Origin of the sequence: Chromobacterium phragmitis, from assembly GCF_003325475.1 — a bacterium.
GTDB lineage: Bacteria > Pseudomonadota > Gammaproteobacteria > Burkholderiales > Chromobacteriaceae > Chromobacterium > Chromobacterium phragmitis.
In genome coordinates this window covers 3532313-3557992 of sequence record NZ_CP029495.1, presented here as the reverse complement: position 1 = coordinate 3557992, position 25680 = coordinate 3532313, and the positions used below count along the sequence as shown (strand labels likewise).

The following is a 25680-nucleotide window of genomic DNA, read 5'->3' as shown; positions in this document are numbered from 1 at the left end:
CAGGAAAAGCGGAATATGAATCGTCATTCGCGTCGCACGATTTTATGGCTGGGTTTCGCCAGCCTGCTGGCTACCCCTTTGTCTTTCTCCGCGCCGGCCCCGGCATTGGAAAAACGGGACATCACCATGGCGGTGGGCGGCATCGGGGTGCTGTATTACCTCCCATTCGCGATCGCCGAGCGGCGGGGCTATTTCCGCGACGAGGGCCTGAACGTCAAGATCGTCGACTTCCCCGGCGGGGCCAAAGCCTTGCAAGCCTTGGTAGGCGGCAGCGCCGATCTGGTGTCGGGTTCGTTTGAACACGTGTTGCAGATGCAGGCCAAAGGCCAGCCGATCCAATCCATCGTGACCCAAGGCGAAATACCGGGACTGGCCCTGATGGTGCCGCGCGACAAAGCGGCTTCCTGGCGATCGCCAGCCGATCTGAAAGGCCTGAAAGTGGGCGTCAGCGCGCCGGGCTCCGGCACGCATCTATTTCTGAACGCCTTGCTGGCCAAGGCGAATCTCAAGCCGGACGCCGTCTCGGCGATCGGGGTGGGCACCGGCGCCACCGCCATCGCCGCGCTGGAAAGCGGCCAGATCGACGCGCTGGTCAGCGTGGATCCCAGCCTCAGCGTGCTGGAGAGGAACGGCACCGGCGTCGCGGTGGTCGACACCCGAAAGCTTAGCGACACCAAAGCGGTCTACGGCGGCAGCTATGCCGCGGGATCGATTTACGCCAAGACCGATTTCATCCAGAAAAATCCGAAAACCGCGCAGGCGGTGGCCAATGCGATGGTGCGCGCGTTAGCCTGGCTGAAGCAGGCGACCCCGCAACAGATCGTCGCCGCCGTTCCTCCTTCCTTTTACGGCAAGAACCCCGCCATTTATCAGCAAGCGCTGGTCAAGAGCATGCCTTCCTACACCGCGGACGGGGTGATGACGGCCGAAGCGGCGCGGAATGTCTACCAGTCCCTGCTCGCCAGCAATCCGGCATTGAGGCGAGTGCAGCCGGAACATAGCTACGACAATCGTTTCGCGCTGAAGGCGGCCAAACAGATCGCGAAGCCGTGATGCAGCCGGCGCTGGCATTTGAAAAAGTGACGGCTGGCTATCTTCCGGGCCGGCCCGTCGTCGAACGATTCGACCTGCAGCTGATGCCAGGCGAGTTTCTGGCGCTGGTCGGGCCGTCCGGCTGCGGCAAGTCCACGCTGTTGAACCTCGCCGCCGGCCTGCAGACGCCGGACTCGGGACAGGTAACGGTCAACGGCCGGCCATTGGCCGGCCTGAACCGTGACGCCGGCTACATGCAGCAAGTCGACACCCTGCTGCCGTGGAAATCCGTGCTCGACAACGTGGCGTTGGGCCTGGCATTGCGCGGCGTGAAGAAAGAGGAAGCCCAGCGCCGGGCGCGGCACTGGCTGCAAACCGTAGGGCTGGCGGCCGATGCCGACCGCCACCCCGCGCAATTGTCCGGCGGAATGAAAAAACGGGCGGCGCTCGCCCAGATGCTGATCACCGAGCCGCCCATTCTGCTGCTGGACGAGCCGTTTTCGGCGCTGGACGCGCAGCTCAGGCAGGAAATGGGCGCCGAACTGGTGCGCCTGATGCAGAATCGAAGCCGCTCCGTGCTGCTGATCACCCATGATCTGCAGGAAGCCATCGCGCTGGCGGACCGGGTGGCGGTGCTGTCGGCGGGCCCGTCCTGCCGGGTGGTGGAAAACCTCGCCATCCGCTTGCCCCATCCCCGCAATGTGGAAAACATGCTGCAGGAGCCTCAGTTCATGGATTATCACGCGGCGCTCTGGCAAGTGTTGAAACAACAGGCCAGGCCGGTAAGTGCATGCCTATGAAACAGACAACCGCCCTGCTGGGCCTGAGGGCCGGGCTGTTCATCAGCGTGCTGGCCGCGTGGTGGTGGCTGACCGCGAGCGAGATACTGCCGCCCTTTTTCTTTGGCGAACCCGCCAAGGTCGCCCAGCAGCTATACGACTGGTTCGCCAGCGGCAGCGTATTCGCCCACCTGGGCGTGACCCTGCTGGAGACCTTTCTGGCCTTGCTGATCGGTTCCGTCGCCGGCGCCGGCATGGGCTTGTGGCTGGCGCTTTCGCCATTGTCCGCCCTGCTGCTCGACCCCTACATCAAAGCGGCCAACGCGATGCCGCGCGTGGTGCTCGCGCCGATTTTCGCAGTCTGGTTCGGACTGGGCATGGCGTCGAAAGTGGCGCTGGGCTTCACGCTGGTGTTTTTCGTGGTGTTCTTCAATGTCTATCAGGGCGTGCGCGAAGTCGATCCTCGGCTGCTGGCCAACACCCGCATGCTGGGCGCCAGCCGCCGGCAACTGATGCGGCATGTCTACTTGCCGTCTGCCGCGGGCTGGCTGTTTTCCAGCATGCACAACGCCGTCGGCATGGCATTCGTCGGCGCCGTGGTGGGAGAGTATCTTGGCTCGGCGCAAGGGATGGGTTATCTGATCCTGCAGGCGGAAGGCGCATTCGACATCAATGCCGTCATCGCCGGCATCGTGGTGCTGACCGGTTGCGCGCTGGGACTGGACTGGCTGGTTGGCAGGGCGGAGCGCCGCGTGTTGCACTGGCATCCTTCCGCCAAGGCCGGGGCCTGAGCGGCAAATCCCGGAGCAGACGGCAGCCCAAACAAAACGCCCCGCAAACCGCGGGGCGTTCTCATTGAAAGAGCGGTCGATCAGCCGCGGATGCGGCGCAACACTTCGTCCTTGCCGATCAAGGCCAGCACGGCGTCCACCGACGGCGTCTGCGTGGTGCCGCACACCAGCACGCGCAGCGGCATGCCCAGCTGGCCCATCTTGATGCCCTCGTCGGCGCAGAAGGGCTTGAACAGCTCATGGATGGACTCGGCGGTCCAGGCCTCCAGCGCGGCCAGACGATCGGCGAAACGGCCCATCCGCGCCACGGCGTCGCCGGCCAGGTGCTTTTCCACGTCGGCGGCGGCCGGCTCGCGCTTCTTGTAGAAGTAATCCACTTCCAGCGCCAGCGCGTTCAGATCCTGCACGCGCTCCTTCACCAGCGCCAGCACGTCGACTATGGCCGGGCCGCTAGCCATATCGACCTGGGCGGCGGCCAGGCGCGGCGCGATCAGCTCGGCCAGGCGCGCGTTGTCGGCCGCCTTGATGTGCTGCGCGTTCAGCCACATGAATTTTTCATGGTTGAAGCGGCTGGCCGACGGACTCACCGCCTCCAGGCTGAACCATTCGACGAACTGCTCCATGGAGAAGAATTCGTCGTCGCCGTGGCCCCAGCCCAGACGCGCCAGGTAGTTCAGCAGCGCCTCCGGCAGAATGCCCTTGTCGGCGTAGTCCACCACGCTGACCGCGTCGCGGCGCTTGGACATCTTCTGGCCGTCTTCATTCAGGATCATCGGCAGGTGGCCGTACACCGGCAGCGGCGCGTTCAGCGCCTTCAGGATGTTGATCTGGCGCGGGGTGTTGTTGACGTGGTCGTCGCCGCGGATCACGTGGGTGATCTGCATGTCCCAGTCGTCCACCACCACGCAGAAGTTATAGGTGGGGCTGCCGTCCGGACGGGCGATGATCAGGTCGTCCAGTTCTTCATTGGAAATCTCGATGCGGCCCTTGACCGCGTCGTCCCAAGCGACGACGCCGTCCAGCGGAGTCTTGAAGCGCACCACCGGCTGCACGCCTTCCGGCATGGCCGGCAGCGTCTTGCCGGCTTCCGGACGCCAGCGGCGGTCGTAGCGCGGCTTGTCGCCGCGGGCTTCCTGCTCGGCGCGCATCGCCTCCAGCTCTTCCTTGCTGCAATAGCAATGGTAGGCGTGGCCGGAGGCCAGCAGTTGCCGGATCACTTCCTTGTAGCGGTCGAAACGCTGCGTCTGGTAGATCGGGCCTTCGTCGTAATCCAGGCCCACCCAGTGCATGCCGTCCAGGATCGCCTTCACAGACTCCGGCGTGGAGCGCTCCAGGTCGGTGTCTTCGATGCGCAGCACGAACACGCCGTTGTTCTTGCGGGCGTACGCCCAGGAAAACAGCGCGGTGCGCACGCCGCCGATATGGAGATAGCCGGTGGGACTGGGGGCGAAACGGGTACGGATCATGATGAGTAGGACTCTGCGGAAAATCGGGAAAGCGGCTATTGTACGCCGCCAATAAAAAAGCCCGCAAACGCGGGCTTGGAAAAAACAGCCTTACGCCATCAGCGCGCCCAGCGAATGGGCCGGCATCATCTCCGCCAGCAGCCAGATGGCGGTCGCCGCCAGCATGGCGGCCATGCTGCAGTTGAAAGCGCGCAAACGCAGCGGAGAGTCCAGAAAGCGGCCGATGGCGACGCCGGAGCCGGCCCAGACGATCACGCAAGGCAGACTGGTGAAGAACGCTGCCAGCGCGAACACGATGGCCGCGCGCCAGGGGTCCATCTGCGTCGGCAGGAACACCATCACCAGATTGAAGCCCATCAGCCATACCTTGGGGTTCAGCCAGTTGAACATCAGCCCGCCGAAAAAGCCCATCGGCCGCGCCGCCGCGCCGCCGCCCGCCTTGCCGGCTCGAGCCAGGTTCCAGGACAGCCACAACAAATAGCCGCAGCCGGCGATGGCAAGGTAGAGCTGCAGCGACGCCATCAGCGACATCACCGCGCCCAGGAACAGGGTCAGCGCGCCAAGCTGCAACGATAGGCCCAGCGCCATGCCCAGCAACATGGGCAAAGTGCGGGAGAAGCCGAAATTGACGCTGGCAGAGGCCAGCACCAGATTGTTGGGACCGGGGGTGATGGACATCACCAGCAGATATGTAACGAGCGCAACCAGATTCATGACCACTCCTGAAACCGCAACCGGCGTGCCGCCGGGCCACACGGGGCATGCCCCGACTCAAGGCGGTCATGATAGGCGTTTGGACTAGACAATTACAGATTCAGAAAAATAGAATTGAGACCATAACAGTTTGATCAATCAGCAACTGTTATGGTTGGTTTCAGGCAAAACTGTGCCGCCCGCCGGATTTTCTGTACTCACCACCTCGCCAAGGAGGCCCGCATGAGCGGCGAACCGCTGTATCAGCAACTGGTCAACGAATGGACAACCTTGATCCAGAACGGCACCGTTCGCCCCGGCGAGCGCCTGCCCTCGGTACGCAAGGCCTGCGAGATGCACAAGGTCAGCCCCTCCACCATCCTGCTGACCTACCGCACGCTGGAAGACCGCGGCCTGATCGAGGCGCGGCCGCAGTCCGGCTTCTACGTCAAATCGGCCGCCACCCTGCCGCTGCCGCGGATGCGCCGCCAAAGCGCTGCCCACCATACCGGAGAAGTGGTGGACCTGATCGAGGCGGTGGTGGGCGCGCAAAACCAGGCCGACTTCATCGACCTGTCGCTGGCCAGCCCGCGGGGCAGCGACTTCTACCCCACCACCCGCTTCAAGCACATCATGGGCCGGCTGCTGCGCCAGCATCCGGAACTGACCACCGACTACCCTTTCCCGCCAGGCTCGGAGCGGCTGCGGCGGCAGATCGCCCAGCGCGCGGTCAGCTGGGGCTGCGTGCTGGCGGCCGACGACTTGGTGATCAGCAACGGTTGCACCGAAGCGCTGCAACTGGCGCTGCGCGCCACCTGCAAACCGGGCGATACCGTGGGCGTGGAATCGCCCACCTATTTCGCGCTGCTGCCGCTGCTGAAGGATCTGGGCCTCACGGTGATCGAGATCCCCACCCACCCCACTAGCGGCCTGGCGCTGGACGCGCTGGAGCTGCTGCTGTCGGAAAAACGGCTCAACGCCGTCGTCGCCATGCCCACCGTGCACAACCCGCTGGGCAGCACCATGCCGCCGGAAGCCAAGCAAAGACTGGCCAAACTGGTCAACGACTACCAGGTGCCGCTGATCGAGGACGCGCCTCATGCCGAGCTGTTTTACGGCCACGCCACGCCGGACGCGGTCAAGGCTTACGACCGCGACGGCTGGGTGCTGCTGTGCTCCGGCTACAGCAAGACGCTGGCGCCGGGCTTTCGCATCGGCTGGATCGCGCCGGGCCGCTTCCTCAGCCAGGTGCGGAGGCTGAAGTTTTCCAGCAGCCTGGGCCAGCCGGCGCTCTTGGAGGAAACGCTGGCCGAATACCTGGAAAACGGCGGCTACGACCACCACCTGCGGCTGCTGCGGCGCCACTTCATCAGCCAGATGGAAAAGCTGCGCGGCGCGGTGGCGCAGCATTTCCCCGCCGGCACCCGCGCCACCCTGCCCTCTGGCGGCTGCCTGCTGTGGGTGGAACTGCCCAGCCACGCCGACGCCATGCGGCTGTTCCAGGCCGCGCTGGCGGAACGGATCACCATCGGCCCCGGCGCCATGTATTCGGCCAAGGACCGTTACCGCAACTGCCTGCGGCTGTCCTGCTGCTACCCGTGGAACGAAGCCTACCAGCGCGCCTTGGCCCGGGTGGGCGAACTGGCGGAAGAGCTGTCCCAGGTTCATTAGAACGGACAATCATATTCAGTATGATTTTTATGTTCTTGCGATTCGATCAGGCCGGCGATAAGGTGAACAGCCATGACAAACGCCTGACAGGAGCCGCTCGATGAAACTGGAAACCCTAGCCGTCCATGCCGGCTACAGCCCGGACCCGACCACCAAGGCGGTGGCGGTGCCGCTGTACCAGACCACCAGCTACGCCTTCGACAGCACCCAGCACGGCGCCGACCTGTTCGACCTCAAGGTGCAGGGCAATATCTACACCCGCATCATGAACCCCACCACCGACGTGCTGGAAAAGCGGATAGCGGCGCTTGAGGGCGGCATCGGCGCGCTGGCGGTGGCGTCCGGCATGGCGGCGGTCAGCTATTCGATCCAGACCATCGCCGAATCCGGCGACAACATCATCGCCACCCGCACGCTGTACGGCGGCACCTACAACCTGTTCGCCCACACCTTCCCGCAGTTGGGCATCGAAGTCCGCTTCGTCGATTACAAGAACCCGGCGGCGATCGCCTCGCTGGTGGACGCGCGCACCAAAGCCGTGTTCTGCGAGTCGATCGGCAACCCGCTGGGCAATGTGGTGGACTTCGCCGCCTTCGCAGAAGAAGCGCACAAACACGGCCTGCCGCTGATCGTCGACAACACCGTGCCTTCGCCCTATCTGTGCCGGCCGTTCGAGCATGGCGCCGACATCGTGGTCCACAGCCTGACCAAATACCTGGGCGGCCACGGCAACAGCATAGGCGGCGCCATCGTCGATTCCGGCAAGTTTCCATGGGGACAACACCAGGCGCGCTTCAAGCGGCTGAACGAGCCGGACGTCAGCTACCACGGCGTCAACTACGTGGAAGCGCTGGGCGAGGCCGCCTACATCGCCCGCGCCCGGGTGGTGCCGCTGCGCAATATGGGCGCGGCGCTGTCGCCGTTCAACGCCTTTCTGATCCTGCAGGGCATAGAGACGCTGGCGCTGCGGATGGACCGCATCTGCGACAACGCCTTGAAAGCGGCGCGCTTCCTGAAGGAAAGCCCGGCGGTGGAATGGGTGGAATACGCCGCCCTGCCGGACCACCCCAGCAAGCCCCTGGCCGACCGCTACCTTGGCGGCCGCGCCTCCGGCATCCTATCCTTCGGCATCAAGGGCGGCGCCGCAGCCGGCGGCCGCTTCATCGACGCGCTGCAGCTGGTGACGCGGCTGGTGAATATCGGCGACGCCAAATCGCTCGCCTGCCACCCGGCCACCACCACCCACCGCCAGCTGTCGCCGGAGGAACAGTTGCAGGCCGGCGTGCGGCCTGAGCTGGTGCGGCTGTCGATCGGCATCGAGCACATCGACGACATCCTGGCCGATATCGGCCAGGCGCTGAAGGCTGCGGCGCAATAGGCGAGCCTTGCCTACAGGCATGGCGAAGGGCCGCCGCGGCGGCCCTTTGCTCTTCCCGCTCAACCCGCCCTGGCTGCCGCCTTGGGCCGCTGGCCGGCTCGCGCCGAAGGCAATGGCGATGCCGGCTCGCGCTCGTTCTGCGGCTGGCTGGCCGCGGGGGCCGGGGGCGGCACCGGCACCGGCACCGAAGGCGTCATTTTCGACAACCACGGCAAGGGGTTCAGGCCGCCGCTGACCGCCGCCTTGCCGCTCTTGCAGCTCAGGCACACCGGTTCGCCCTTGCGCTGTTTCAGCGCGTCGTCCACCCGCTGGCCGAACAGCGCCACCTGATGCTGCCGCTGCCAGGCAAGCAAGGTATCCGCCAGGTAGGGCAAGGAAGGATCGCTTTGCCGGTAATGGTTGCGGTAGACCGTCAGCCACAACTGGCCGGCCTCGTCCTCGCTCAAGATGATGGTCTGATAAGCGACGGTGACCGCGTCGCCTCGGCTAACCGTGCCGGCCAGCTCCAACGCGTCGTTGTTGCGCATTCTCACGCAGCCATGGCTGCGGAAACCCGGCACCGACGAAGGCGCGTTGGTGCCGTGGAAGCCCAAGCCCAGGCTACTCTCGCCGAAGCGGACGAAGACCGGGCCCAGCGGATTGTTGGGCCCCGGCGGCACCACGGTCTGCACCTCCTTGCCGTTGCGCCGCATTTCCTCCTGGATGGACTTGGGCACATGCCAGCTTGGCGCCCGATAAATGCCGGTGATGTCGAAGCTGCCGGTCGGCGTCTGGGTCAGCATCTTGCCCACCGCCACCGGAAAAATCCGCGCCAGCTTGCCGTCCTGATACAAGAACAGCCTGGCCTGCGGCAGATTCAACACCAGATGCCGGCCGATCGGATTGACCGAAACGTCCGGCGCCGGCATCACCGCAGCATAGCCGGGAACCGCCAGCCACCATCCCAGCGCCAGCACCGATAACCGCTTCAACATACCGCACCTTCTGTAACCATGACTCATAATCCGAATTCTAACAGAAAGGCCAGGAATTCCGGGATCGTAAAAAAACCAGCAAGAATCCCCGGTTTTTGAGAAAATCCGCGTTTTACCGATTGATTTTGCAAGCAAGACGATGACGCACCAACAGACTATCGCCCTGGTCGAGTCGCTGGACCACGAAGGCCGGGGGGTCGCCCACGTTGACGGCAAGACCATCTTCATCGATGGCGCCCTGCCGTACGAGAAAGTTGTCTACAGCAGCTACCGCAAGAAACCCAGCTACGAAAACGCCAACACCAGCCAAGTGCTGAAGGAAAGCTTCATGCGCGCCGATCCCCGCTGCCCGCACTTCGGCGTCTGCGGCGGCTGTTCGATGCAGCATGTGGAGTTCACCGCCCAGGTGGCGATCAAGCAGCGCGTGCTGGAAGACAACCTCAAGCGCATCGGCAAGGTCAAGGCGGAACGCGTGCTCACCCCCATCGCGGGTCCGGCCTGGCACTATCGCCACCGCGCCCGCCTGTCCGCCCGCATGGTGGCCAAGAAGGGCGGCGTGCTGGTGGGCTTCCATGAAAAAAGCTCCAGCTACATCGCCGAGATGCGCGAGTGCCACATCCTGCCCAAGCACATCTCCGACCTGATCATGCCGCTGCGCGCGATGATCGCCACGCTGTCCATCAGCCAGCGCATGCCGCAGGTGGAAGTGGCGGTCGGCGACAAGATCGACATCCTGGTATTCCGCAACATGGACGCCATCACCGATGCCGACTTCGCCGTCCTGAAGGCCTTCTCCGACCAGCACGGCTCGACGGAGCGCCCGCTGCAGATCTGGCTGCAGCCCAAGGGCCCGGACACCTGCTATCCGATCTACCCGCTGGACGCGCCCAAGCTGACCTACAGCATGCCCGAGTACGCGGTGGAAATGCCCTACTACCCCACCGAATTCACCCAGGTGAACCCGCAGATCAACGCGGTGATGGTGGCCCGCGCGCTGAAGTTCCTGGACCCGCAGCCGGGCGAGCGCATCGCCGACATGTTCTGCGGCATCGGCAACTTCACCCTGCCCATCGCCCGCTCCGGCGCCGTGGTGCATGGCATGGAAGGCAGCCAGCCGCTGGTGAGGCGCGCGGTGGAGAACGCCACCCACAACCAGCTGCAGGACCGCGTGACGTACGAGATGGCCAACCTGTTCGAAGTGACCGAGGAATCGTTCGCGGCCCTCGGCCAGTTCGACAAGATGCTGGTGGACCCGCCGCGCGACGGCGCGGTGCAGCTGCTGAAAGCCATCACCGAAGACACCGCGCCCAAGCGCATCGTCTACGTGTCCTGTAACCCGGCCACGCTGGCGCGCGACGCCGGCATCCTGGTCAACACCAAGGGTTACACGCTGAAGGCGGCCGGCATCATCAATATGTTCCCGCACACCGCGCACGTCGAGTCCGTGGCCTGGTTCGAAAAGACCAGCCCATGCAAGTCGCGCAAGGAAGTCGAGGAGATCGAGGCGATCGAAGCCGCCGAACGCGAGGCCGCCAAGGCGGCGCGCCTGGCGGAGGAAAACGCGGAAAAAGCGAAGAAAGCCGCCGAGCTGGCGGAGAAAGCCGCGGCCAAGGAAGCCCGCCGCGCGCATTATTTCGCCGAGAAGGCGCGCCGCGACGCCGAGGAAACCGCTGCGGATCAATAGACATCAAGAACGGTCCGTTTCGGCGATTTCGCCGGGGCGGACCGTTTATCTTTATATAAAGACAGATTGTTTGATCTAAAGACAAGTATTATTCTTCGCTTCAGCGCATTGTGCTCACGCCGATGGCATTCGCTCCAAGCGCATGCCTCCCGGCGCGGCGCTGACCGCATTTTTATAAAAACCGGCGCACGGCCCGCGGCATCAGGCGGGACCGGAACCATGCTCGATACCTGCCCCGGCAGGGGGAAACCCACAAAGCGACATTCATCATGCATATCGTTCAATTCATCATCGGCCTGATCGTGGTGCTGGCCCTCACCCAGTTGGTCGCCCGCGACCGCAAGAACATCAAGATCCGCTCCGTGATCCAGCTGCTGGTCATCGAGATCGCCCTGGCGTTCTTCCTCCTCAACACCAGCTACGGCCTCGCCATCGTCGGCAGCATCTCCAGCGTCTTCACCAAGCTGATGGACTTCGCCGGAGAAGGCACCAAGTTCGCCTTCGGCGGCATCCAGAACAAAGACGAGTTCAGCTTCTTCCTCAACGTGCTGATGCCCATCGTGTTCATCTCGGTGCTGATCGGCATCCTGCAGCACATCCGCGTGCTGCCGGTGGTGATCCGCGCGATCGGCTTCGTGCTGTCCAAGATCAGCGGCATGGGCAAGATCGAGTCCTTCAACGCCATCAGCTCGATGATGGTGGGACAGTCCGAGAACTTCATCGCCTACAAGAACATCATCCACACCTTCGACGAGAAGCGCATGTACACGCTGGCCGCCACCGCGATGTCCACCGTGTCGATGTCCATCGTCGGCTCCTACATGCAGATGATCGAGCCGCGCTTCGTGGTGACCGCGCTGGTGCTCAATCTGTTCAGCACCTTCGTCGTGCTGTCGCTGATCAACCCCTACGACAGTGCGCTGGGCGAGGACGAGCTGATCAGCAGCGACGCGCACCGCGTGTCTTTCTTCGAAATGCTGGGCGAGTACATCCTGACCGGCTTCAAGATCGCCGTGATCGTGGCCGCCATGCTGGTGGGCTTCATCGCGCTGATCGCCTGCGTCAACTTCATCTTCACCGCCATCTTCGGCATCAACTTCCAGACCATGCTGGGCTACGTGTTCTGGCCGTTCGCCTGGCTGATGGGCGTGCCGGCGCACGAGGCGCTGACCGCCAGCAGCATCATGGCCACCAAGCTGGTGACCAACGAATTCGTCGCCATGCTGGAACTGAAGAACCAGGCCGCCCACCTGTCCGACTACACCCGCGGCGTGCTGTCCATCTTCCTGGTGTCCTTCGCCAACTTCAGCTCGATCGGCATCATCGCCGGCGCGGTGAAGGGCCTGGACGAGGAGCGCGGCAACATGGTGTCCCGCTTCGGCCTGAAACTGGTCTACGGCTCCTCGCTGGTGAGCATCCTGTCCGCGCTGATCGCCGGCCTGGTGCTGGCTACCTACTAAGCTGCCAGCCAAACGCCGCCCATCCCGACCGCCCGCGCCCCGCGGGCGGTTTTGTTTTATCCCGCGCGGCCGCATAATGGCCGCCTGACCTACTCGAGATTCGCCATGTCGCACAAGCCGCTCAGCGAGCAAGATTACCAACGCCTATCCTCCATCCTCGCCCGTTTCGCCGCCCACGGCTGCATGAGCCTGGAAAAGCTGGATGGCTTTTTCGCCGCATTGCTGGCCGGTCCGGAAGCCATTCGCCCCGCCGAGTGCCTGCCGCTGATCCTGGGCGACGCCTTCGACGACGAGGCCGCCTTCCCCAGCGAAAAATCGCTGGAGCAGTTCGTCGCGTTGCTGCGCGGCCATTGGCAGGACATCGCCGAAGCGCTGAAGCACGGCGAATTCCAACCCTGGCTGGAAGCCGGCGCCGACGGCCTCGCCACAGGCAATGACTGGGCCGAGGGGTTTTCCGCCGGCATGGAGCTGCTGAACGACGACTGGAGCCTGCTGTTCGACGCGCCGGACGAGGCCCCCTTGCTGGAGCCCATCATGCTGCTGGCTTTCGAGCGCCACCCCGATCCGGAGATGCGCCCCTTGGCCGACGGCATCGACCCGGCGCTGCGCGAAGAGCTGCTGTCCGCGCTGTCGCCGTCGGTCCACGGCATCCACGACTTCTTCGCCGCCATCCGCCGTCAACTGGAGCAGGAAGAGCAGGAGCTGGAGCGGGAGCGGGAAGAGCCGCGCCGCCCGCACTGAACGATCCGGTAAACCGGACAGCTGGCTTGCGCGTTAAGAAGCGGTCATTCTTCCAAAACGGGCGCGGCGCGCCCGCCGCCCGTTTCTTCCGCGTCCTATCCAAGGGGAAGCCATGAACGCGACCGAAGCCTTGCTGTTCGCCGTCATCCAGGGCGTCAGCGAACTGTTTCCCATCAGCAGCCTGGGCCACGGCGTGCTGATACCCGACTGGCTGCACTGGTCGATCAACCGCTCCCACCCCGATTTTTTGCCCTTCATGGTGATGCTGCATCTGGGCACCGCCGCCGCGCTGCTGCTGTATTTCCGCCGCGACTGGATAAAGCTGACCGGCGGCTGGCTGAAGGCCGGCGGCCGCGCCAACACCCCGGAGGCGCGCTTGATGTGGCTGGTGATCGCCGGCACCATCCCAGCCGGCCTGCTGGGCCTGTTGCTGGAAAAACAGCTGCGCGCGCTGTTCGCCAGCACCACCGCCGTACTGATCTTTCTCGCGCTGAACGGCCTCCTGCTGCTGCTGGGCGACCGGCTGAAGAAGAAGACCGCCTCGCATGAGCTGTCCGAGCTGAGCTTCGCCGGCGCGTTCAAGATCGGCGCCGGACAGGCGTTGGCGCTGCTGCCGGGCTTTTCGCGCTCCGGCGCCACGCTGGTGGCTGGCCTGGCGCATGGTTTGGACTACGCCTCCTCCGCCCGCTTTTCCTTCCTGCTGGCCACCCCCATCATCACCGCCGCCGGCCTGCTGGAAATCCCCAAGCTGGCCCATCACGGCAACGGTTCGCAACAATGGGCGCTGTTGCTGGCCTGTGGCGCCGTGGCCGGATTGTGCGCCTATGCCAGCACCTGGTTTCTGATGCGCTACTTCAGAAAAACCGAGATCGAATCGCTGAGGCCCTTCGGTTTTTACTGCCTGCTGATGGGCGTTGTCGGTTTGTTGATCAAGCTCGCGTAAATGCGTTGGACTTGCCTAGCCCTTGATATAAAATGGCATGTAACCAGTAATTCTACTTATTGAAGTACAGACGGCGCTCGACTAAGGGCGCCATCTGCATTTGGAATGCTGGCCCCGAGGCGTCAGACCTCGTCAGATAATGATTTTTTGGAAGAATGAGCGTATTGGAAGACCGTAAGAACGAGCGCCTGCCCAGCGATCTGGCCAGGCGCGCAACCGCCATCATCGAGATGCCAGACGGCGTGCTGGTGACGGCCGCCCGCGGCGGACGCTACAACCTGCCCGGCGGCAAGGCCAATCGCGGCGAACTGCGCTCCCAGGCGCTGATCCGCGAAATTCGCGAGGAAACCGGCCTGCGCATCAACTCCATGCTGTACCTGTTCGACCACATCACCCCGTTCAACGCCCACAAGGTCTACCTGTGCATCGCTCAGGGACAGCCCAAGCCGCAGAACGAGATCGAGCGCATCGCGCTGGTGTCGTCGCCGGATACCGACATGGACTTGTTCGTCGAAGGCCGCGCCATCCTGCGCCGTTACGCCAGGCTGCGCAACGAGGAAACCGCCAAAGGCGAGGCGCTGCGCGCCCTGCTGGGCCTGGCCCGCTACATCGCCAAAGTGGATTGAGGCCCCCGTGCCCCAAAACAAAAAGGACACGCGCGCGCGTGTCCTTTTTCTTGGCTGACGCAAAACGCCGGCTTGCCTACGGCTTCACCGCCGCCGCAGGCGCGCTGGCAGCGCCCTGCCGCATCATCTCCACCATGTCCGGCGGCAGCTCCACCCATCCCGCCGTCTTGGCGAACGACAGCGCCGCCGCCAGCAGCACCAGCGACAACGGCGCGAACAGCAGCGCGCCGAGCAGCGTGCGCAACACCGACACCTGCGAAACCTTGGCCAGCGCGTTGATCAGCACCACCAAGCCCGCCAGCGACAGCATCAGATCGGCCACCCGGGCCACATCCGCAGGCAGCCAACTGGTCAGCGGTGAAATCAGCTGCAGACCGTTCGCCGCCACCACCAGGCCGAACAGCGATCCGGCCAGCTCGCCCTTGCTCCACCTCAGCCACACCGCCATGAAACGGGCGAACAGCAGGGTCTGCAGCCAGGTGAACAACACCATGAAGGCGACGCGGCCGGCGATATTGTCGCCCAGCTCGGCGGTATCGCCGCTGGAAACCGCCCCCATCAGCGTCAGGAACAGCGCCGTCTGCCACCATGGGTACTGGTAGGCGGCCAGCGGCTTGACCCGCAGCCGCAGCAAATCGATCGCATCGTCTATCAACAGGCGCATGGCGTCCTCAGTCGAAAACCACGGTCTTGTTGCTGTAGGACAGCACACGATTGTCAAGATGCCAGCGCACGGCGCGCGACAACACCACCTTCTCCAGATCGCGGCCCTTCTCCACCAGGTCTTCCACCGTATCGCGGTGCGAGATGCGGGTGACCTCCTGCTCGATGATCGGACCTTCGTCCAGGTCTTCGGTCACGTAGTGGCTGGTCGCGCCGATCAGCTTCACGCCGCGGGCGAAGGCGCGATGATAGGGCTTGGCGCCGTCGAAAGCCGGCAGGAAGCTGTGGTGGATGTTGATCACGCGGTCCGGATAGCGAGTGACGAACTCGCTGGACAGGATCTGCATGTAACGGGCCAGCACGATGAAATCCACTCCAGCCTCTTCCAGCAGGCGGAACTGCTCGGCCTCGGCTTCGGCCTTGTTGTCCTTGGTGACCTTGATCACATGGAAAGGAATGCCGTTGAACTCCACCAGGCGGCGGCAGGTTTCATGATTGGAGATCACCAGCGGAATGTCGCAATCCAGCTCGCCGATGCGCCAGCGGTGCATCAGGTCCACCAGGCAATGCTCGTATTGGGACACGAAAATGGCCATCCGCGGCTTGCGCGCCGACAACGACACTTTCCAGTTCATGCCGTGCTCGTCGGCGATGGGCTGGAACGCGGCGGCAAAGCTGTCCATCGGCAGCGTGAAGCCGTCCAGATCCCACTGCACCCGCATCAGGAACAGGTTTTCGCTGGTGTCCTGATGCTGGTCCGCGTGCATGATGTTGGCGTTGTAGGTCATCAGGAAATTGGCGATGGCCGCTACCAGGCCCTTCTTGTCCGGCGCGCTGATCAACAGCGTGGCCGAGTGTTTTTCGTGACTCATCGGTAAATCCGTAAATTAGTTTTACTTGATACTAAATCTGATACTAAAACAGCCGCGCGCGGCTGTCTGCACATTCGAACGCGTCATCACGCGGGCAAGCCGGCGCATACGAAAACAAAATCGCCACAGCCCGGCGCGCGGCCGCTGTGGCGAGCTTGGCGTGCGATCGCCGCGCGAGCGGCGATCCAGGCTCAGGCGTTCAGATTGGCGGAATCCAGCGTGTTCTGCAACAGCGTCGCCACCGTCATCGGCCCCACGCCGCCCGGCACCGGAGTGATGAAGCCGGCGCGCTCGCGCGCGGCGTCGAACTCCACGTCGCCGCACAGCTTGCCGGTTTCCAGGCGATTGATGCCGACATCGATCACCACCGCGCCCGGCTTCACCCACTCGCCCTTGACGAAGTTGGGAATGCCCACCGCAGCCACCACGATGTCCGCGCCGGCCACTTCGTCCGCCAGGTTTTGCGTGGCGCTATGGCAAACCGTCACCGTGGCGCGCGCCAGCAGCATTTCCAGCGCCTGCGGGCGGCCGACGATATTGGACGCGCCGACGATCACCACCTTCTTGCCCTTGGGATCGATGCCGTACTCTTCCAGCAACGTCATCACGCCGCGCGGAGTGCACGGGCGCAGCAGCGGCATCTTGATCGCCAGGCGGCCCACATTATACGGATGGAAGCCGTCCACGTCCTTTTTCGGATCAATGCGCTCGATCACCGCCTGCGGATCGATCTGCGCCGGCAGCGGCAATTGCACCAGAATGCCGTCCACCCCGGCGTCGGCATTCAGGCCGTCGATGATTTCCAGCAGCTGCTGCTGGCTGGTGCTCGCCGGCAGATCGTAAGCCACGGAACGGATGCCCGCTTTTTCGCAGCCTTTTTTCTTGCTGCCCACGTACACCGCGGAAGCCGGATTGTCGCCGACCAGGATCACGGCCAGCGCCGGCGCGCGCTTGCCTTGCGCCAAACGCGCCTCCACGCCCGCGCGCACCTTCTCCAGCAGTTTCTCCGCTACCGCCTTGCCATCGATCAATTGTGCCGACATGCCTGATTCCCATATTGATGCAGATAAATAACGGCCGCTATTCTCGCACTAATTGCGCAGTGCAGTAAGGGCGCGCGGCGGATTATTTTTCTTAAGATCAAGATAAATAAAGAAAAAACATCCACCCCATTCTGGACGCTTAAAACCACCCTGGGAAACAGCCAAAATATTTGCACAAAGCCGTTGACAGCCCCATGCCTCCTCCGTATAGTTGCGGTCTCTGTTCGGGGCGTAGCGCAGCCTGGTAGCGCACCTGATTTGGGATCAGGGGGTCGCGAGTTCGAATCCCGCCGCCCCGACCAGAAAACAGATTGCCCGATAGAGCGCCCGTAGCTCAACCGGATAGAGCACCGGCCTTCTAAGCCGGGGGTTACAGGTTCGATTCCTGTCGGGCGCGCCAGTCGCGAAGGCGGCGGCGAAAAACAGTGGTGGATATAGCTCAGTTGGTAGAGTCCCGGATTGTGATTCCGGTTGTCGTGGGTTCGAGTCCCATTATCCACCCCACAATTTGCATGATTGCGGCTTCGCCGCGGTCACACTGTTTCGGCGGTGGATGTAGCTCAGTTGGTAGAGTCCCGGATTGTGATTCCGGTTGTCGTGGGTTCGAGTCCCATCATCCACCCCAAGGTTTCAAGACCATCGCGTCGTCTGCGGTGGATGTAGCTCAGTTGGTAGAGTCCCGGATTGTGATTCCGGTTGTCGTGGGTTCGAGTCCCATCATCCACCCCAAGAAACAGCAAAGCCCGACCTCAGCGTCGGGCTTTATTTTTTTCGGCGCAGGCTCTTACAGATTGGCGACGAAAATGTTCAGTTTTGCCGCTTGCCAGTACAGTGAAGCTCCGTATAATCGAATACATTTGCATGTATCCGATTGACTGACAGATAAGCACAGCCACCATGACCACCCTGCAGCCGATCAAGCGCCAAACGCTTACCAGCGCCGTCACCGAATCCCTGCGCCGACGCATCCTGTCCGGCGAGTTCGCCGATGGCCAACAATTGCGCCAAGAAGCGCTGTCCAACGAATACGGCGTCAGCCGGGTGCCGGTGCGCGAGGCGCTGCGGCAGCTGGAGGCCGAGGGCCTGATCCAGATCATCGACCACAAGGGCGCCCTGGTGTCCAAGCTGTCGCTGGAAGACATACTGGAATTGCTGGAAGTGCGGGCGATGCTAGAGTGCTCGCTGCTGAAGGCGGCCATTCCCTGTCAGAGCGCGGCCGACCACGAGGCCGCGCAGCAGACGCTGCGGGAATTCGAGGTGGCTCTCAACAACAACGACGTGCGCCACTGGGGCGAAATCAACTCCCGCTTTCACCTGGCGCTGTACCGCGCCGCCAAGCGCCCGAACACGCTGGCGCTGATCGAGCAGCTGCACAACAAGACCGACCGCTACACCCGGATGCAGATTCTGTTCACCCGCACCATGGAGCGCGCCCACGAGGAGCACACCCGTCTGCTGGAGCTGTGCCGCCAGGGCAAGGCGGACGAGGCGGCGGAATTCCTGCGCTTCCACATCCTGTCAGCCGGCCACGCGCTGGAAAGCTACCTGAAGGGCCAGCAGGCCAATCACTGAGCGCAGCCGCTCCGCCACTCGGCGGCGGCTCCTCTCAACGCGTCGGCCAGATACAGGCAGGCCGGGCCGGCGGATGAAGGCTCCGCCTGCACCAGGTACAGCGAGGCCCTGCGCACCGCGCCGCTCTTCAGCGGCAGCGGCTTCAAACTGCCATCGGCCAGCTGCCGCCGGATGCGGTGGCGCGCCAGCCAGCCGAAGGCCAGTCCCGCCTCCACCATCGCGATGCCCGTTTCCGGCTGCGACACCGTCCAGCGTTGATGCGCGCCCAGCCAGCCCTCGTCCCGCGGCTGACGGATGCCGGAATCGCGCAACACCACTTGCACCTCCCCCTTCAGCCGCTCGCCGTCCAGTTCTCCATTCGACGCGTGCAGGCGGTGCCCAGGCGCGGCGCAGGCGATGAACTCCGCGTCGAGCAGCCAATCGCCCAGAAAACCCTGCGGCACGCGGCTGGCCACCGCCAGCGCGGCTTTGCCTTGGTACAGCGCGTCGTCGGCGCCCGACATCACCACCTCGTGCAGCTGCAGCCGCGTCCCATGGCAGTGATCCGCGAAATCGCCGCAGGCCGCCAGCACCACCTCGGCCGGCAACAGGCTGTCCAGCGCCACCGTCAACTCCGGCTCCCAGCCCCGCGCAAGGCTGCCCGCGCGCCGCTCCAGCCTATCGGCGTGGCGCAGCAGCTCCTCCGCCTCGCGCAGCAGCACCTCGCCCTCCGCCGTCAGCCGCATCCTCCTCCCCTCCTGCCGCAGCAGGGCCACGCCCAGCTGCTCCTGCAGCCTGGCCACCGCGTAACTGACCGCCGACTGGCTGCGGTGCAGCTTTTCCGCCGCCTGGGCGAAACCGCCAGCCTCCACGATGGCCTGCAAAACCTGCCATTGCTCCAATGTTGTTTTCACCATCAATTCATCCATTTTTTAGATAAATATCAGCTGAATTTTGCGCTTTTTTATCTGATTTTTCACTGCAAGAATGACGGCATGCATCCTAGGGAGGAGAACGAGATGAGCAAGGTCAGCCGAGCAGTGGAGCAAATCGTCAACGGCCGCGAAGTGTCGGACGGCGCCGGCGTGCGCCTGTTGCGGGTATTGAACCAGCCGCAGCAGCGCCGGCTGGACCCGTTCCTGATGCTGGATGAATTCCGCTCCGACAATCCGGACGACTACATCGCCGGTTTCCCCAGCCACCCCCATCGCGGCTTCGAAACCGTGACCTATATGCTGGACGGCCGCATGCGCCACCGCGACAACGCCGGCAACGAGGGCCTGCTCGGTCCGGGCGGCATGCAATGGATGACCGCCGGCCGCGGCATCGTCCACTCGGAAATCCCCGAGCAACAGGATGGCTTGATGCACGGTTTCCAGCTGTGGATCAACCTGCCGGCCAAGGACAAGATGACCGCGCCCGGCTACCGCGACATCCAGGCCGACGCGATACCGCAATGGCGGGATGAAAGCGGCAACGTTCTCAAACTGCTGGCCGGCCGGCTGGGCGAACGGCGCGGACCAGTGGAGCGGCCCGCCACCGAGCCGCTGTACCTGGACATCGCGCTCGCGCCCGGCGCCAGCCTGTGGCTGCCGCTGCCTGCCGGCCACCACGCCTTCGCCTACCCCTACCAGGGCAGCCTGAGCCTGGCCGGCGCGCCGATCAAGGCGCGGCAGATGGCGGTGCTGGGCGATGCCGGCGACGGCGTGTTTCTGGAGAATGGCGGCGAAGAAAGCCGGCTGCTGCTGCTGGCGGCCAAGCCGTTGAACGAGCCTATCGCGCAATGGGGGCCATTCGTGATGAACAACAGGGAGGAAATCGAAACCGCCATGTCCGACTACAGCGAAGGCCGCTTCTGAGCCAATCTTGCCTGCGATGGGGCCGGCGGCAAACCGCCAGCCTCAGTCTGGTTCGAGATAAGCGTCGATCACCCGCTTGATATCCACCAGCTTGAAAGGCTTGATCAGCACATCCTCCATGCCGGCCTCCAGACAGCGGCGGCGCTCTTCCAGATAGGCGCTGGCCGTCATCGCCACGATCACGGGCTGAATGATGCTGGCGCGGCCCCGTATCTGCCGCGCCGCCTCCACCCCGTCCATGCCCGGCAGCTGGATGTCCATCAACACTAGGCGGTAAACGCCGCCGCAGGCCATTTCCACCGCCCGCTCGCCGTCCTCCGCCACGTCAGCCTCCAGCCCCAGCCATTCCAGCATCTGCTCCAACAGAACCAGATTGAGAGAATGGTCTTCCACCAAAAGAATCTTGCCGGACTGCACCTGCCCTACCCCCGATGACAAAACAACGGCGGCGCCGGGCGGCGTCGCCGTTGTCTTTCAAGAGTAGTTCAAGCCAGAACGGACTCAAGACCTCCGTTCCGGCCCGCCGGCCGCTCAGCTGCCGGACCTGACCTCGCCCGCCACGGTCTGGCTCTGGCTGCCGTGCTCGACATGGATCAGCGGCGCCTTGCCGGAGGTCACATCCTTGACCGCCTGCTGCACGATGGCCGCCGGCGTGCCGTCCAGCTTGACGCCGCCGGCGCCGGTGTAACCGCTGGTTTGGATATTGCTCGTTTCCACCTTGGCGTCGCCCAGGCTCACCTGCCCGCCGGACGAAACCTGGCCGCCGTTCAACTGAACCTTGCCGCCCACCGCCAAGTCCACGCCGCCGTCGCCGCGAATGCCGCTGACCGAGCCCACGCCGTCGTCGCGCTTGACGCTGACATCGATCACGCCGGACACCTGGGTACCCTTGTCCTGCGGGTTGAGCAATTTGTCCTTCAGGGTTTGGCCGCCCTTGCGCAGCGCGCCGTCCACCATGCCGGACTTGGCCTCGCCGCTGATCGGCTGCTCCGGCAGCTTGACGCTGCCGCCCTCCGCGTCTTTGGTGAAGCTCACCGGATTGGTGCTGTCCTTGCCGTTGGCGAAAGCCGCGCTGTTGTACGCATCCTCAACCTTATCGGCAGCTTTGTTCACCGCGCCGGCCACCTTGTCCTTCACTTGGCCGGACAACGGTCCGGCCGCGGCCGCCGCTTGATCGACCAGGCTGGGGTTCTTGCCGTTGGAGCGATCCACCTTCAGACCGACATTCACCGAAGTGCTGTTGTCCCGGTCCTGGCGGCTCTCCGCCACGACATTGCCGCCCACGCTGCCGCCCACCTTGTCGCCATGGATGTTGGCGCCGGACAACGACAGCTGGCCGTCCGCATGGATGTCAACCTGGCCGCCGCTGACCGTGGCGTTGGCATTGGCCAGCTTGTCCTGCTGATCCACCTTGACGCCGAAGCCCCCGCCCACCTGATAGGTGTTGCTCACGCCGTCGGCCTTGGCCTCCCCGTTTTCCTTGGCGGTCTTGGCGGTATTGCCGCCGCCCAGGTTGGCGTTGGCGCTCCAGTCATTCTTCTGGCTGGCGTTCTGCGCCGACTGCAGGCTGATGCCGCCGTTTTCGGCGTCGAGCTTCACCGCCTGACCGGACAGCTGGCTGCCCTGCAGCGAGATCGCGTCCTTGCCCATGGCGCCGGAAGCGACGGTCAGCTGGCCGCCGGCTTTCACCTGGGTCCCGGCCTGGCTGGAGGAGGTCTCGCTCTGGCTGGACAGCTGCGCGCCGCCGCCAACGTTGAAGCCCTTGCTCGCCGCGTCCTTGCCATCGCTCTGGCTGCCGCCGGCGTTGACGTTGAAGCCCCAGCCGCTGCCGGTCTTGCTGTCGCTGCCAGTGGCGGCCTGCAGGCTCACCTTGCCGTCGGACTGCAGCTTGACGTCGCCGCCGCTCTGCAGGCTGCCGCCTTGCACGGTCAGGCCGTTGCCAGAACTCAGCGCGATGCCGCCGGCCGCTTGCACGCTGCCGGTCGCCGCCGCGCTGGAAGCGCTCTGGCTTTGCGAACTGTCCACGCCCAGCTTGCCGCTGCCGCCCATCTTGTTGCCGCCGTCGATCGGGCTGGTGCTGATGCCCAGGCCCGCGTCGACCTTCACCTCGCGCTGCTGGCTGCTGCTGGTGTTGTTCGCCTGGGTCAACGCCAGCTTGCCGCCGGCCTGGATGCCTACCTGGCCGCTGCCGCCGTTGATCGCCGCGCCCTGATAGCTGGCGTCGTTGTTCACCTGGATGTGGACGCCGCCGGCGGACTGGATGGAGCCCGTGACCGCCTGGCTCGCCGCGCTCTGGCCGCTGCTGTAGCTGCCTTGGCCGCTGCCCTTGACGTTCACGTCCTCACCGGTGGTGGTGTAGACGCGCACGCTGGCGCCGCCTTCGCTAGCCTGGCTGCTCTGGCTCTGGGTATTGACCGCCGCAGTCATCTGGTGGCTATCAGCGCTGATGCTCACCTGGCCTTGGGTGGCCTGGTACTGGGTAGCCTGATCCTTCAGCGCGCCGCCCGCGGTCACGCTGACCGACGAGCCGGCGATGCTGGAGCCCACCGCGACGCTGCTCTGGCTTTGAGACTGGGCGCTGCCGCCAGTGGCGCTGACATCGACGCCCAAGTTGGCGGCGCCCAGCTGGCTGGCCTGGCCCGCCGCGCCGGCCACGTCGCCCTTGGCCACGCTGCCGCCGGCCTTGACGATGGGGCGGGTGATGCCGCTGTAGTCGACGTTGACGCCGACATCCGCGCCCCAATGGCTGGAGGTCTGCTGCGTGGATTGCTGATTGACGGCAGCCTGGTTATGGATATCGCCGGCGGCGATGCTCACCGCGCCGCCCGCCTGAATCTGCGCGCCCTGGTTCTGCAACTGGCCCATGCCGTTGCCGGCGACGATGTCCAGCTTGCCGCCCACTTTCACTTCGCTGACCTGGGCCGCGCTGCCGTCGCTCACCGCGCGGCTGCTGTTCTGGCCGAACTCCAGCCCGGCGCCGGTCTTGTCCAGGCCTCCGGTCAGATACAATCCGCCGCCGGTGACGGTGCTGGCCTTATCGCTATGGCTACTGTTCTGCGCCGCGGTCAGGCTGACGTTCTGGCCGGACAAGCTGGCGTCGCCGCCATTGGCCTCAAGCTTGGAACCGTTGACTGCCAGATCGTTGCCCGCCGCCAGCTTGACGCTGCCGCCGGACAGCAGCGAGCCGGCCTGGTCGGTCTTGTCCAGCCGCTGGCTGCTGGCGGTGTGCTCGATGCGCACGCCGCCGCGGTATTGCTGGTCGCCGGTTTCGGCGCCGACGCCGCGCAGCGCCAGCTGGGTGTCCTGAGACTGATTGCGAGTCTCCACCGCCTGGCTGGCTATCTTGATGTCGCCCACCGCCTGGATGTTCAGCGCCTGGGCGACCTTGACCAGGCTGCCGGTCACCGCCACGTCGCCGGCGGAGATCAGTTGCAGGTCGGCGTCGGACTTCAGCGACGAGGCCACCGCGTCCTGCTTGCTGGTGCTGCCCTTGCTGGAGCTGCTGGTGATGTTGAACGCGGTGCCGGTGCGCTGGTCGGTGCGGGTCTGGCTCAGATCCAGCACGCTGTCGATGACGACGCCGCCGGACTGGGTCTTGGCGTACGCGCCCTGCGCGCCCTTCGCCTGGCTGCCGTTGATGGCGATGCCGGCGTCGCCGTTGATGAACAGCTTGCCGCCGGCGCTGACCGCGCTGCCGGTGTTGACGGCGGCGCTGCTGCTGTTGTTCTGGTTGCCGCCGCCGCCGATGCCGCCCCAATAGGTCTTGCCGTTCTGCGTGCTGCGGCTGTTGGCGCTGGTCTGCGCGGCCAGCTTGATCTTGGCCTGCGAAGACAGGATGGCGTCGCCGCCGGCTTGCAGCGCTGCGGCCTGCGCGTCGATGTCGCCGCCGGCCGTCACGCCCAGCGCGTTGCCGGCGCGCAATTGCGCCTGCACCAGCCGCTGTTGGCTGCTGCTGTTGTTCCAACTGCCGGTTTCCAGCGCGGCGCCATCGTTCTTGCGGTTGCCGACATCGCTGCTGGTGTCGGTTTCGGTCAACGCCGACAGCTTGACCCCGCCCGCCGCCGACAGCTTGACGTTGTTGCCGGCCTGCACGCTGGCGCCGGCGATGGCGATATCGGTGCCGGCCGCGGCGATTTCCACGTCATGGCCGGCCTTGATGCGAGCCACCGATTGCTGCTGGCTGGCGCTGCTCTTGTCCTGATTGAAGGACCAGGAATTCTTCCAGGCATGATCGCTGCTCTGGGCGCTGCTTTCGGCCAGTTGGCCATCCAGATTGACGCTGGTGCCGGACAACTTCACGTCCTGGCCCTGGATGTCGGCCGCGCCGACGTGAGCGCCGCCCGCGGCACTGACCGTGACGCTGTCGCCCTGCAGCGACGCGCGCTTGACACTGGCGTCGGTCTTGCTGGACGCGCTGTTGCTCTCGCCGGTCTTCCAGATGAACCAGCTTTCGTCGTGCTTGCTGTCCTGGCCGGTTTCGCTGTCCACGCGGCCGGAAATATCCACGCTGGCGCCGTTCAGCGCCAACTGCTTGCCCTTCAGCTGGGCGGCCTGCACCGCCAGCGCGCCGGCCGAGCTGACCGACAGCTCGTCGCCGCCGGACAGATTGCCGCCCACATTGACGCCGGCGCCGGCGTCGGTACTGACGATATTGATGCGGCCCGCCTGCATCGCGCCCAGGAAATAGCTGTCCAGCTTGCCCACGCCTTCCGGCGTTTTGGCGGTGGCTGTCACCTGGCCGCTGGCGTAGTCGACGGTATTGAAGCCGGCGCGGACGCGGATGGCGTCGGCCGCGGCGACGCTGCCGCGGATATCCAGCCGCGGCGCGATCAGATCCAGCACATTGACGCCGGACGCGCCGGCCCCGGAGAGGCTGAGGGCGTTGCCGTTATTGGCCGCCTGCAGCGAGGCGATGGCGCCGTCCTGCAGATTGGCGGTGCCGACCAACAGCGAAGCCCGAGGGATATTGATGAAGCCGCAGCCGTTGCACGTGATGCCGTTGGGGTTGGCCAGCACGTAGTCGGCGGCCTTGCCGAATACCTCCTGCCTGCCCAGCAGCAAGGACGGATTGCGGCTGACCACCTCGTTCAGGATCACGCTGGCTTGATTGCCGCCCAGCAGCGCGTTGCCGGCAAGCTGGCCGGCGAGCTGGGAGTTGCCGCCTTGCAGCGAGTTGTTGAATACCGCGCCGGGCTTGCCGACGTTGAAGTCCTGATACTGGTTGTGCGACACGCCGGCCGCAGTGGGCGCGACGATATTGATCACCTGCGCGCCATTGGCGGCGGTGCCGACTTGCGGCTGGCTGGCGCCGCCCGCCACGATGCCGGCGGCCATGCCGTTGTCGGCAAGCACGAAAGCCAAGGTCAGCGCGGCTGCGACCCTGCCGGTTGCGGACAAATCAAACTTTATTTTTTTCATCATCATCCCCTCGATACCAAGACAAGAAACGGACCC

21 protein-coding genes and 5 tRNA genes are annotated in these 25680 nt (G+C 64.6%); 17 read left to right on the top strand and 9 right to left on the bottom strand.

The window, feature by feature from the left end; translation table 11 throughout:
- The first annotated feature begins 15 nt into the window (after positions 1-15).
- From DK842_RS16830 to DK842_RS16820, 3 genes are read left to right on the top strand one after another with little or no spacing between them, the layout of a single operon-like run.
- Entirely contained in the window at positions 16-1053 is a 1038-nt protein-coding gene (locus tag DK842_RS16830; RefSeq protein WP_114062490.1) for an ABC transporter substrate-binding protein, read from the top strand.
- Positions 1053-1832: an ABC transporter ATP-binding protein gene (locus tag DK842_RS16825; protein WP_232538509.1), complete on the top strand. Its 780-nt coding sequence runs from the start codon at positions 1053-1055 to the stop codon at positions 1830-1832. Before DK842_RS16830 ends, DK842_RS16825 begins: the two co-directional genes overlap by 1 nt.
- Positions 1829-2602 carry an ABC transporter permease gene (locus DK842_RS16820; protein WP_198414560.1) on the top strand — a complete coding sequence of 258 codons (774 nt, stop codon included), beginning with the start codon at positions 1829-1831 and terminating at the stop codon, positions 2600-2602. The genes DK842_RS16825 and DK842_RS16820 overlap by 4 nt, the downstream gene beginning before the upstream one ends.
- 80 nt (positions 2603-2682) lie before the next feature.
- Here DK842_RS16820 and gltX read toward each other — a convergent pair whose 3' ends face one another.
- Entirely contained in the window at positions 2683-4071 is a 1389-nt protein-coding gene (gene gltX / locus DK842_RS16815; protein WP_198414734.1) for a glutamate--tRNA ligase, read from the bottom strand.
- 87 nt (positions 4072-4158) lie between these two features.
- Positions 4159-4782, bottom strand: a complete 624-nt coding sequence (locus DK842_RS16810) for a LysE family translocator (protein WP_114062486.1) — start codon at positions 4780-4782, stop codon at positions 4159-4161.
- A 222-nt stretch (positions 4783-5004) separates the two neighbouring features.
- On the opposite strand from DK842_RS16810, the gene DK842_RS16805 reads away from it, so the two are divergent.
- Together DK842_RS16805 and DK842_RS16800 are read left to right on the top strand one after the other, a co-directional pair.
- Positions 5005-6432, top strand: a complete 1428-nt coding sequence (locus DK842_RS16805; RefSeq protein ID WP_114062485.1) for an aminotransferase-like domain-containing protein — start codon at positions 5005-5007, stop codon at positions 6430-6432.
- A 100-nt stretch (positions 6433-6532) separates the two neighbouring features.
- Positions 6533-7810, top strand: coding sequence for an O-acetylhomoserine aminocarboxypropyltransferase/cysteine synthase family protein (locus DK842_RS16800; RefSeq protein ID WP_114062484.1), 1278 nt, complete (start codon positions 6533-6535; stop codon positions 7808-7810).
- Between the two features lie 59 nt (positions 7811-7869).
- Here the strand turns inward: DK842_RS16800 and DK842_RS16795 are convergent, their stop codons facing one another.
- The gene (locus DK842_RS16795; protein WP_114062483.1) at positions 7870-8784 is read right to left on the bottom strand and encodes a L,D-transpeptidase; all 915 of its coding nucleotides are present in this window, start codon (positions 8782-8784) and stop codon (positions 7870-7872) included.
- A 139-nt stretch (positions 8785-8923) separates the two neighbouring features.
- Between DK842_RS16795 and rlmD the strand changes: the two genes are divergently transcribed.
- The 5 genes from rlmD (at position 8924) to DK842_RS16770 (ending at position 14238) form a co-directional block, all read left to right on the top strand.
- Positions 8924-10468, top strand: a complete 1545-nt coding sequence (gene rlmD, locus DK842_RS16790; RefSeq protein ID WP_114062482.1) for a 23S rRNA (uracil(1939)-C(5))-methyltransferase RlmD — start codon at positions 8924-8926, stop codon at positions 10466-10468.
- Between the two features lie 269 nt (positions 10469-10737).
- Positions 10738-11928 carry a NupC/NupG family nucleoside CNT transporter gene (locus DK842_RS16785; RefSeq protein WP_114062481.1) on the top strand — a complete coding sequence of 397 codons (1191 nt, stop codon included), beginning with the start codon at positions 10738-10740 and terminating at the stop codon, positions 11926-11928.
- Positions 11929-12033: 105 nt separating this feature from the next.
- Positions 12034-12669 carry a YecA/YgfB family protein gene (locus DK842_RS16780; protein ID WP_114062480.1) on the top strand — a complete coding sequence of 212 codons (636 nt, stop codon included), beginning with the start codon at positions 12034-12036 and terminating at the stop codon, positions 12667-12669.
- Positions 12670-12781: 112 nt separating this feature from the next.
- On the top strand, positions 12782-13612 hold the full coding sequence (locus DK842_RS16775) for an undecaprenyl-diphosphate phosphatase (RefSeq protein WP_114062479.1): 831 nt from the start codon (positions 12782-12784) through the stop codon (positions 13610-13612).
- A 155-nt stretch (positions 13613-13767) separates the two neighbouring features.
- A complete protein-coding gene (locus tag DK842_RS16770) occupies positions 13768-14238 on the top strand; it encodes an NUDIX hydrolase (RefSeq protein ID WP_114062478.1) in 471 nt (156 codons plus the stop codon).
- Positions 14239-14314: 76 nt separating this feature from the next.
- Here the strand turns inward: DK842_RS16770 and DK842_RS16765 are convergent, their stop codons facing one another.
- From DK842_RS16765 to folD, 3 genes are all read right to left on the bottom strand, one after another.
- Positions 14315-14902, bottom strand: a complete 588-nt coding sequence (locus DK842_RS16765; protein WP_114062477.1) for a hypothetical protein — start codon at positions 14900-14902, stop codon at positions 14315-14317.
- Positions 14903-14909: 7 nt separating this feature from the next.
- Complete coding sequence (gene purU, locus DK842_RS16760; RefSeq protein WP_114062476.1) at positions 14910-15773, bottom strand: formyltetrahydrofolate deformylase; 864 nt, start codon at positions 15771-15773, stop codon at positions 14910-14912.
- 191 nt (positions 15774-15964) lie between these two features.
- Positions 15965-16816 carry a bifunctional methylenetetrahydrofolate dehydrogenase/methenyltetrahydrofolate cyclohydrolase FolD gene (gene folD, locus DK842_RS16755; RefSeq protein ID WP_114062475.1) on the bottom strand — a complete coding sequence of 284 codons (852 nt, stop codon included), beginning with the start codon at positions 16814-16816 and terminating at the stop codon, positions 15965-15967.
- 225 nt (positions 16817-17041) lie between these two features.
- On the opposite strand from folD, the gene DK842_RS16750 reads away from it, so the two are divergent.
- The 6 genes from DK842_RS16750 (at position 17042) to DK842_RS16725 (ending at position 18388) form a co-directional block, all read left to right on the top strand.
- A tRNA-Pro gene (locus DK842_RS16750) sits at positions 17042-17118 on the top strand.
- A gap of 21 nt (positions 17119-17139) precedes the next feature.
- A tRNA-Arg gene (locus DK842_RS16745) sits at positions 17140-17216 on the top strand.
- A 28-nt stretch (positions 17217-17244) separates the two neighbouring features.
- Positions 17245-17320 (top strand) — tRNA-His (locus tag DK842_RS16740).
- A 45-nt stretch (positions 17321-17365) separates the two neighbouring features.
- Positions 17366-17441, top strand: a tRNA-His gene (locus DK842_RS16735).
- A 28-nt stretch (positions 17442-17469) separates the two neighbouring features.
- Positions 17470-17545, top strand: a tRNA-His gene (locus DK842_RS16730).
- Positions 17546-17713: 168 nt separating this feature from the next.
- A complete protein-coding gene (locus DK842_RS16725) occupies positions 17714-18388 on the top strand; it encodes a GntR family transcriptional regulator (RefSeq protein ID WP_114062474.1) in 675 nt (224 codons plus the stop codon).
- Here the strand turns inward: DK842_RS16725 and DK842_RS16720 are convergent.
- A complete protein-coding gene (locus DK842_RS16720; RefSeq protein WP_232538508.1) occupies positions 18382-19284 on the bottom strand; it encodes a LysR family transcriptional regulator in 903 nt (300 codons plus the stop codon). The two genes, DK842_RS16725 and DK842_RS16720, sit on opposite strands and share 7 nt — an antisense overlap.
- A 102-nt stretch (positions 19285-19386) precedes the next feature.
- Between DK842_RS16720 and DK842_RS16715 the strand changes: the two genes are divergently transcribed.
- Entirely contained in the window at positions 19387-20226 is an 840-nt protein-coding gene (locus DK842_RS16715; protein WP_114062473.1) for a pirin family protein, read from the top strand.
- Between the two features lie 42 nt (positions 20227-20268).
- Here DK842_RS16715 and DK842_RS16710 read toward each other — a convergent pair whose 3' ends face one another.
- Entirely contained in the window at positions 20269-20619 is a 351-nt protein-coding gene (locus DK842_RS16710; RefSeq protein ID WP_168194906.1) for a response regulator, read from the bottom strand.
- A gap of 138 nt (positions 20620-20757) precedes the next feature.
- Positions 20758-25647 carry a hemagglutinin repeat-containing protein gene (locus DK842_RS16705; RefSeq protein WP_168194905.1) on the bottom strand — a complete coding sequence of 1630 codons (4890 nt, stop codon included), beginning with the start codon at positions 25645-25647 and terminating at the stop codon, positions 20758-20760.
- Positions 25648-25680 lie beyond the last annotated feature (33 nt).

Coding starts and splice junctions, on each gene's coding strand:
- DK842_RS16830 (WP_114062490.1), top strand. CDS start 16: ATGAATCGTCATTCGCGTCGCACGATTTTATGGCTGGGTTTCGCCAGC.
- DK842_RS16825 (WP_232538509.1), top strand. CDS start 1,053: ATGCAGCCGGCGCTGGCATTTGAAAAAGTGACGGCTGGCTATCTTCCG.
- DK842_RS16820 (WP_198414560.1), top strand. CDS start 1,829: ATGAAACAGACAACCGCCCTGCTGGGCCTGAGGGCCGGGCTGTTCATC.
- DK842_RS16810 (WP_114062486.1), bottom strand. CDS start 4,782: ATGAATCTGGTTGCGCTCGTTACATATCTGCTGGTGATGTCCATCACC.
- DK842_RS16805 (WP_114062485.1), top strand. CDS start 5,005: ATGAGCGGCGAACCGCTGTATCAGCAACTGGTCAACGAATGGACAACC.
- DK842_RS16800 (WP_114062484.1), top strand. CDS start 6,533: ATGAAACTGGAAACCCTAGCCGTCCATGCCGGCTACAGCCCGGACCCG.
- DK842_RS16795 (WP_114062483.1), bottom strand. CDS start 8,784: ATGTTGAAGCGGTTATCGGTGCTGGCGCTGGGATGGTGGCTGGCGGTT.
- rlmD (WP_114062482.1), top strand. CDS start 8,924: ATGACGCACCAACAGACTATCGCCCTGGTCGAGTCGCTGGACCACGAA.
- DK842_RS16785 (WP_114062481.1), top strand. CDS start 10,738: ATGCATATCGTTCAATTCATCATCGGCCTGATCGTGGTGCTGGCCCTC.
- DK842_RS16780 (WP_114062480.1), top strand. CDS start 12,034: ATGTCGCACAAGCCGCTCAGCGAGCAAGATTACCAACGCCTATCCTCC.
- DK842_RS16775 (WP_114062479.1), top strand. CDS start 12,782: ATGAACGCGACCGAAGCCTTGCTGTTCGCCGTCATCCAGGGCGTCAGC.
- DK842_RS16770 (WP_114062478.1), top strand. CDS start 13,768: ATGAGCGTATTGGAAGACCGTAAGAACGAGCGCCTGCCCAGCGATCTG.
- DK842_RS16765 (WP_114062477.1), bottom strand. CDS start 14,902: ATGCGCCTGTTGATAGACGATGCGATCGATTTGCTGCGGCTGCGGGTC.
- purU (WP_114062476.1), bottom strand. CDS start 15,773: ATGAGTCACGAAAAACACTCGGCCACGCTGTTGATCAGCGCGCCGGAC.
- folD (WP_114062475.1), bottom strand. CDS start 16,816: ATGTCGGCACAATTGATCGATGGCAAGGCGGTAGCGGAGAAACTGCTG.
- DK842_RS16725 (WP_114062474.1), top strand. CDS start 17,714: ATGACCACCCTGCAGCCGATCAAGCGCCAAACGCTTACCAGCGCCGTC.
- DK842_RS16720 (WP_232538508.1), bottom strand. CDS start 19,284: ATGGTGAAAACAACATTGGAGCAATGGCAGGTTTTGCAGGCCATCGTG.
- DK842_RS16715 (WP_114062473.1), top strand. CDS start 19,387: ATGAGCAAGGTCAGCCGAGCAGTGGAGCAAATCGTCAACGGCCGCGAA.
- DK842_RS16705 (WP_168194905.1), bottom strand. CDS start 25,647: ATGATGAAAAAAATAAAGTTTGATTTGTCCGCAACCGGCAGGGTCGCA.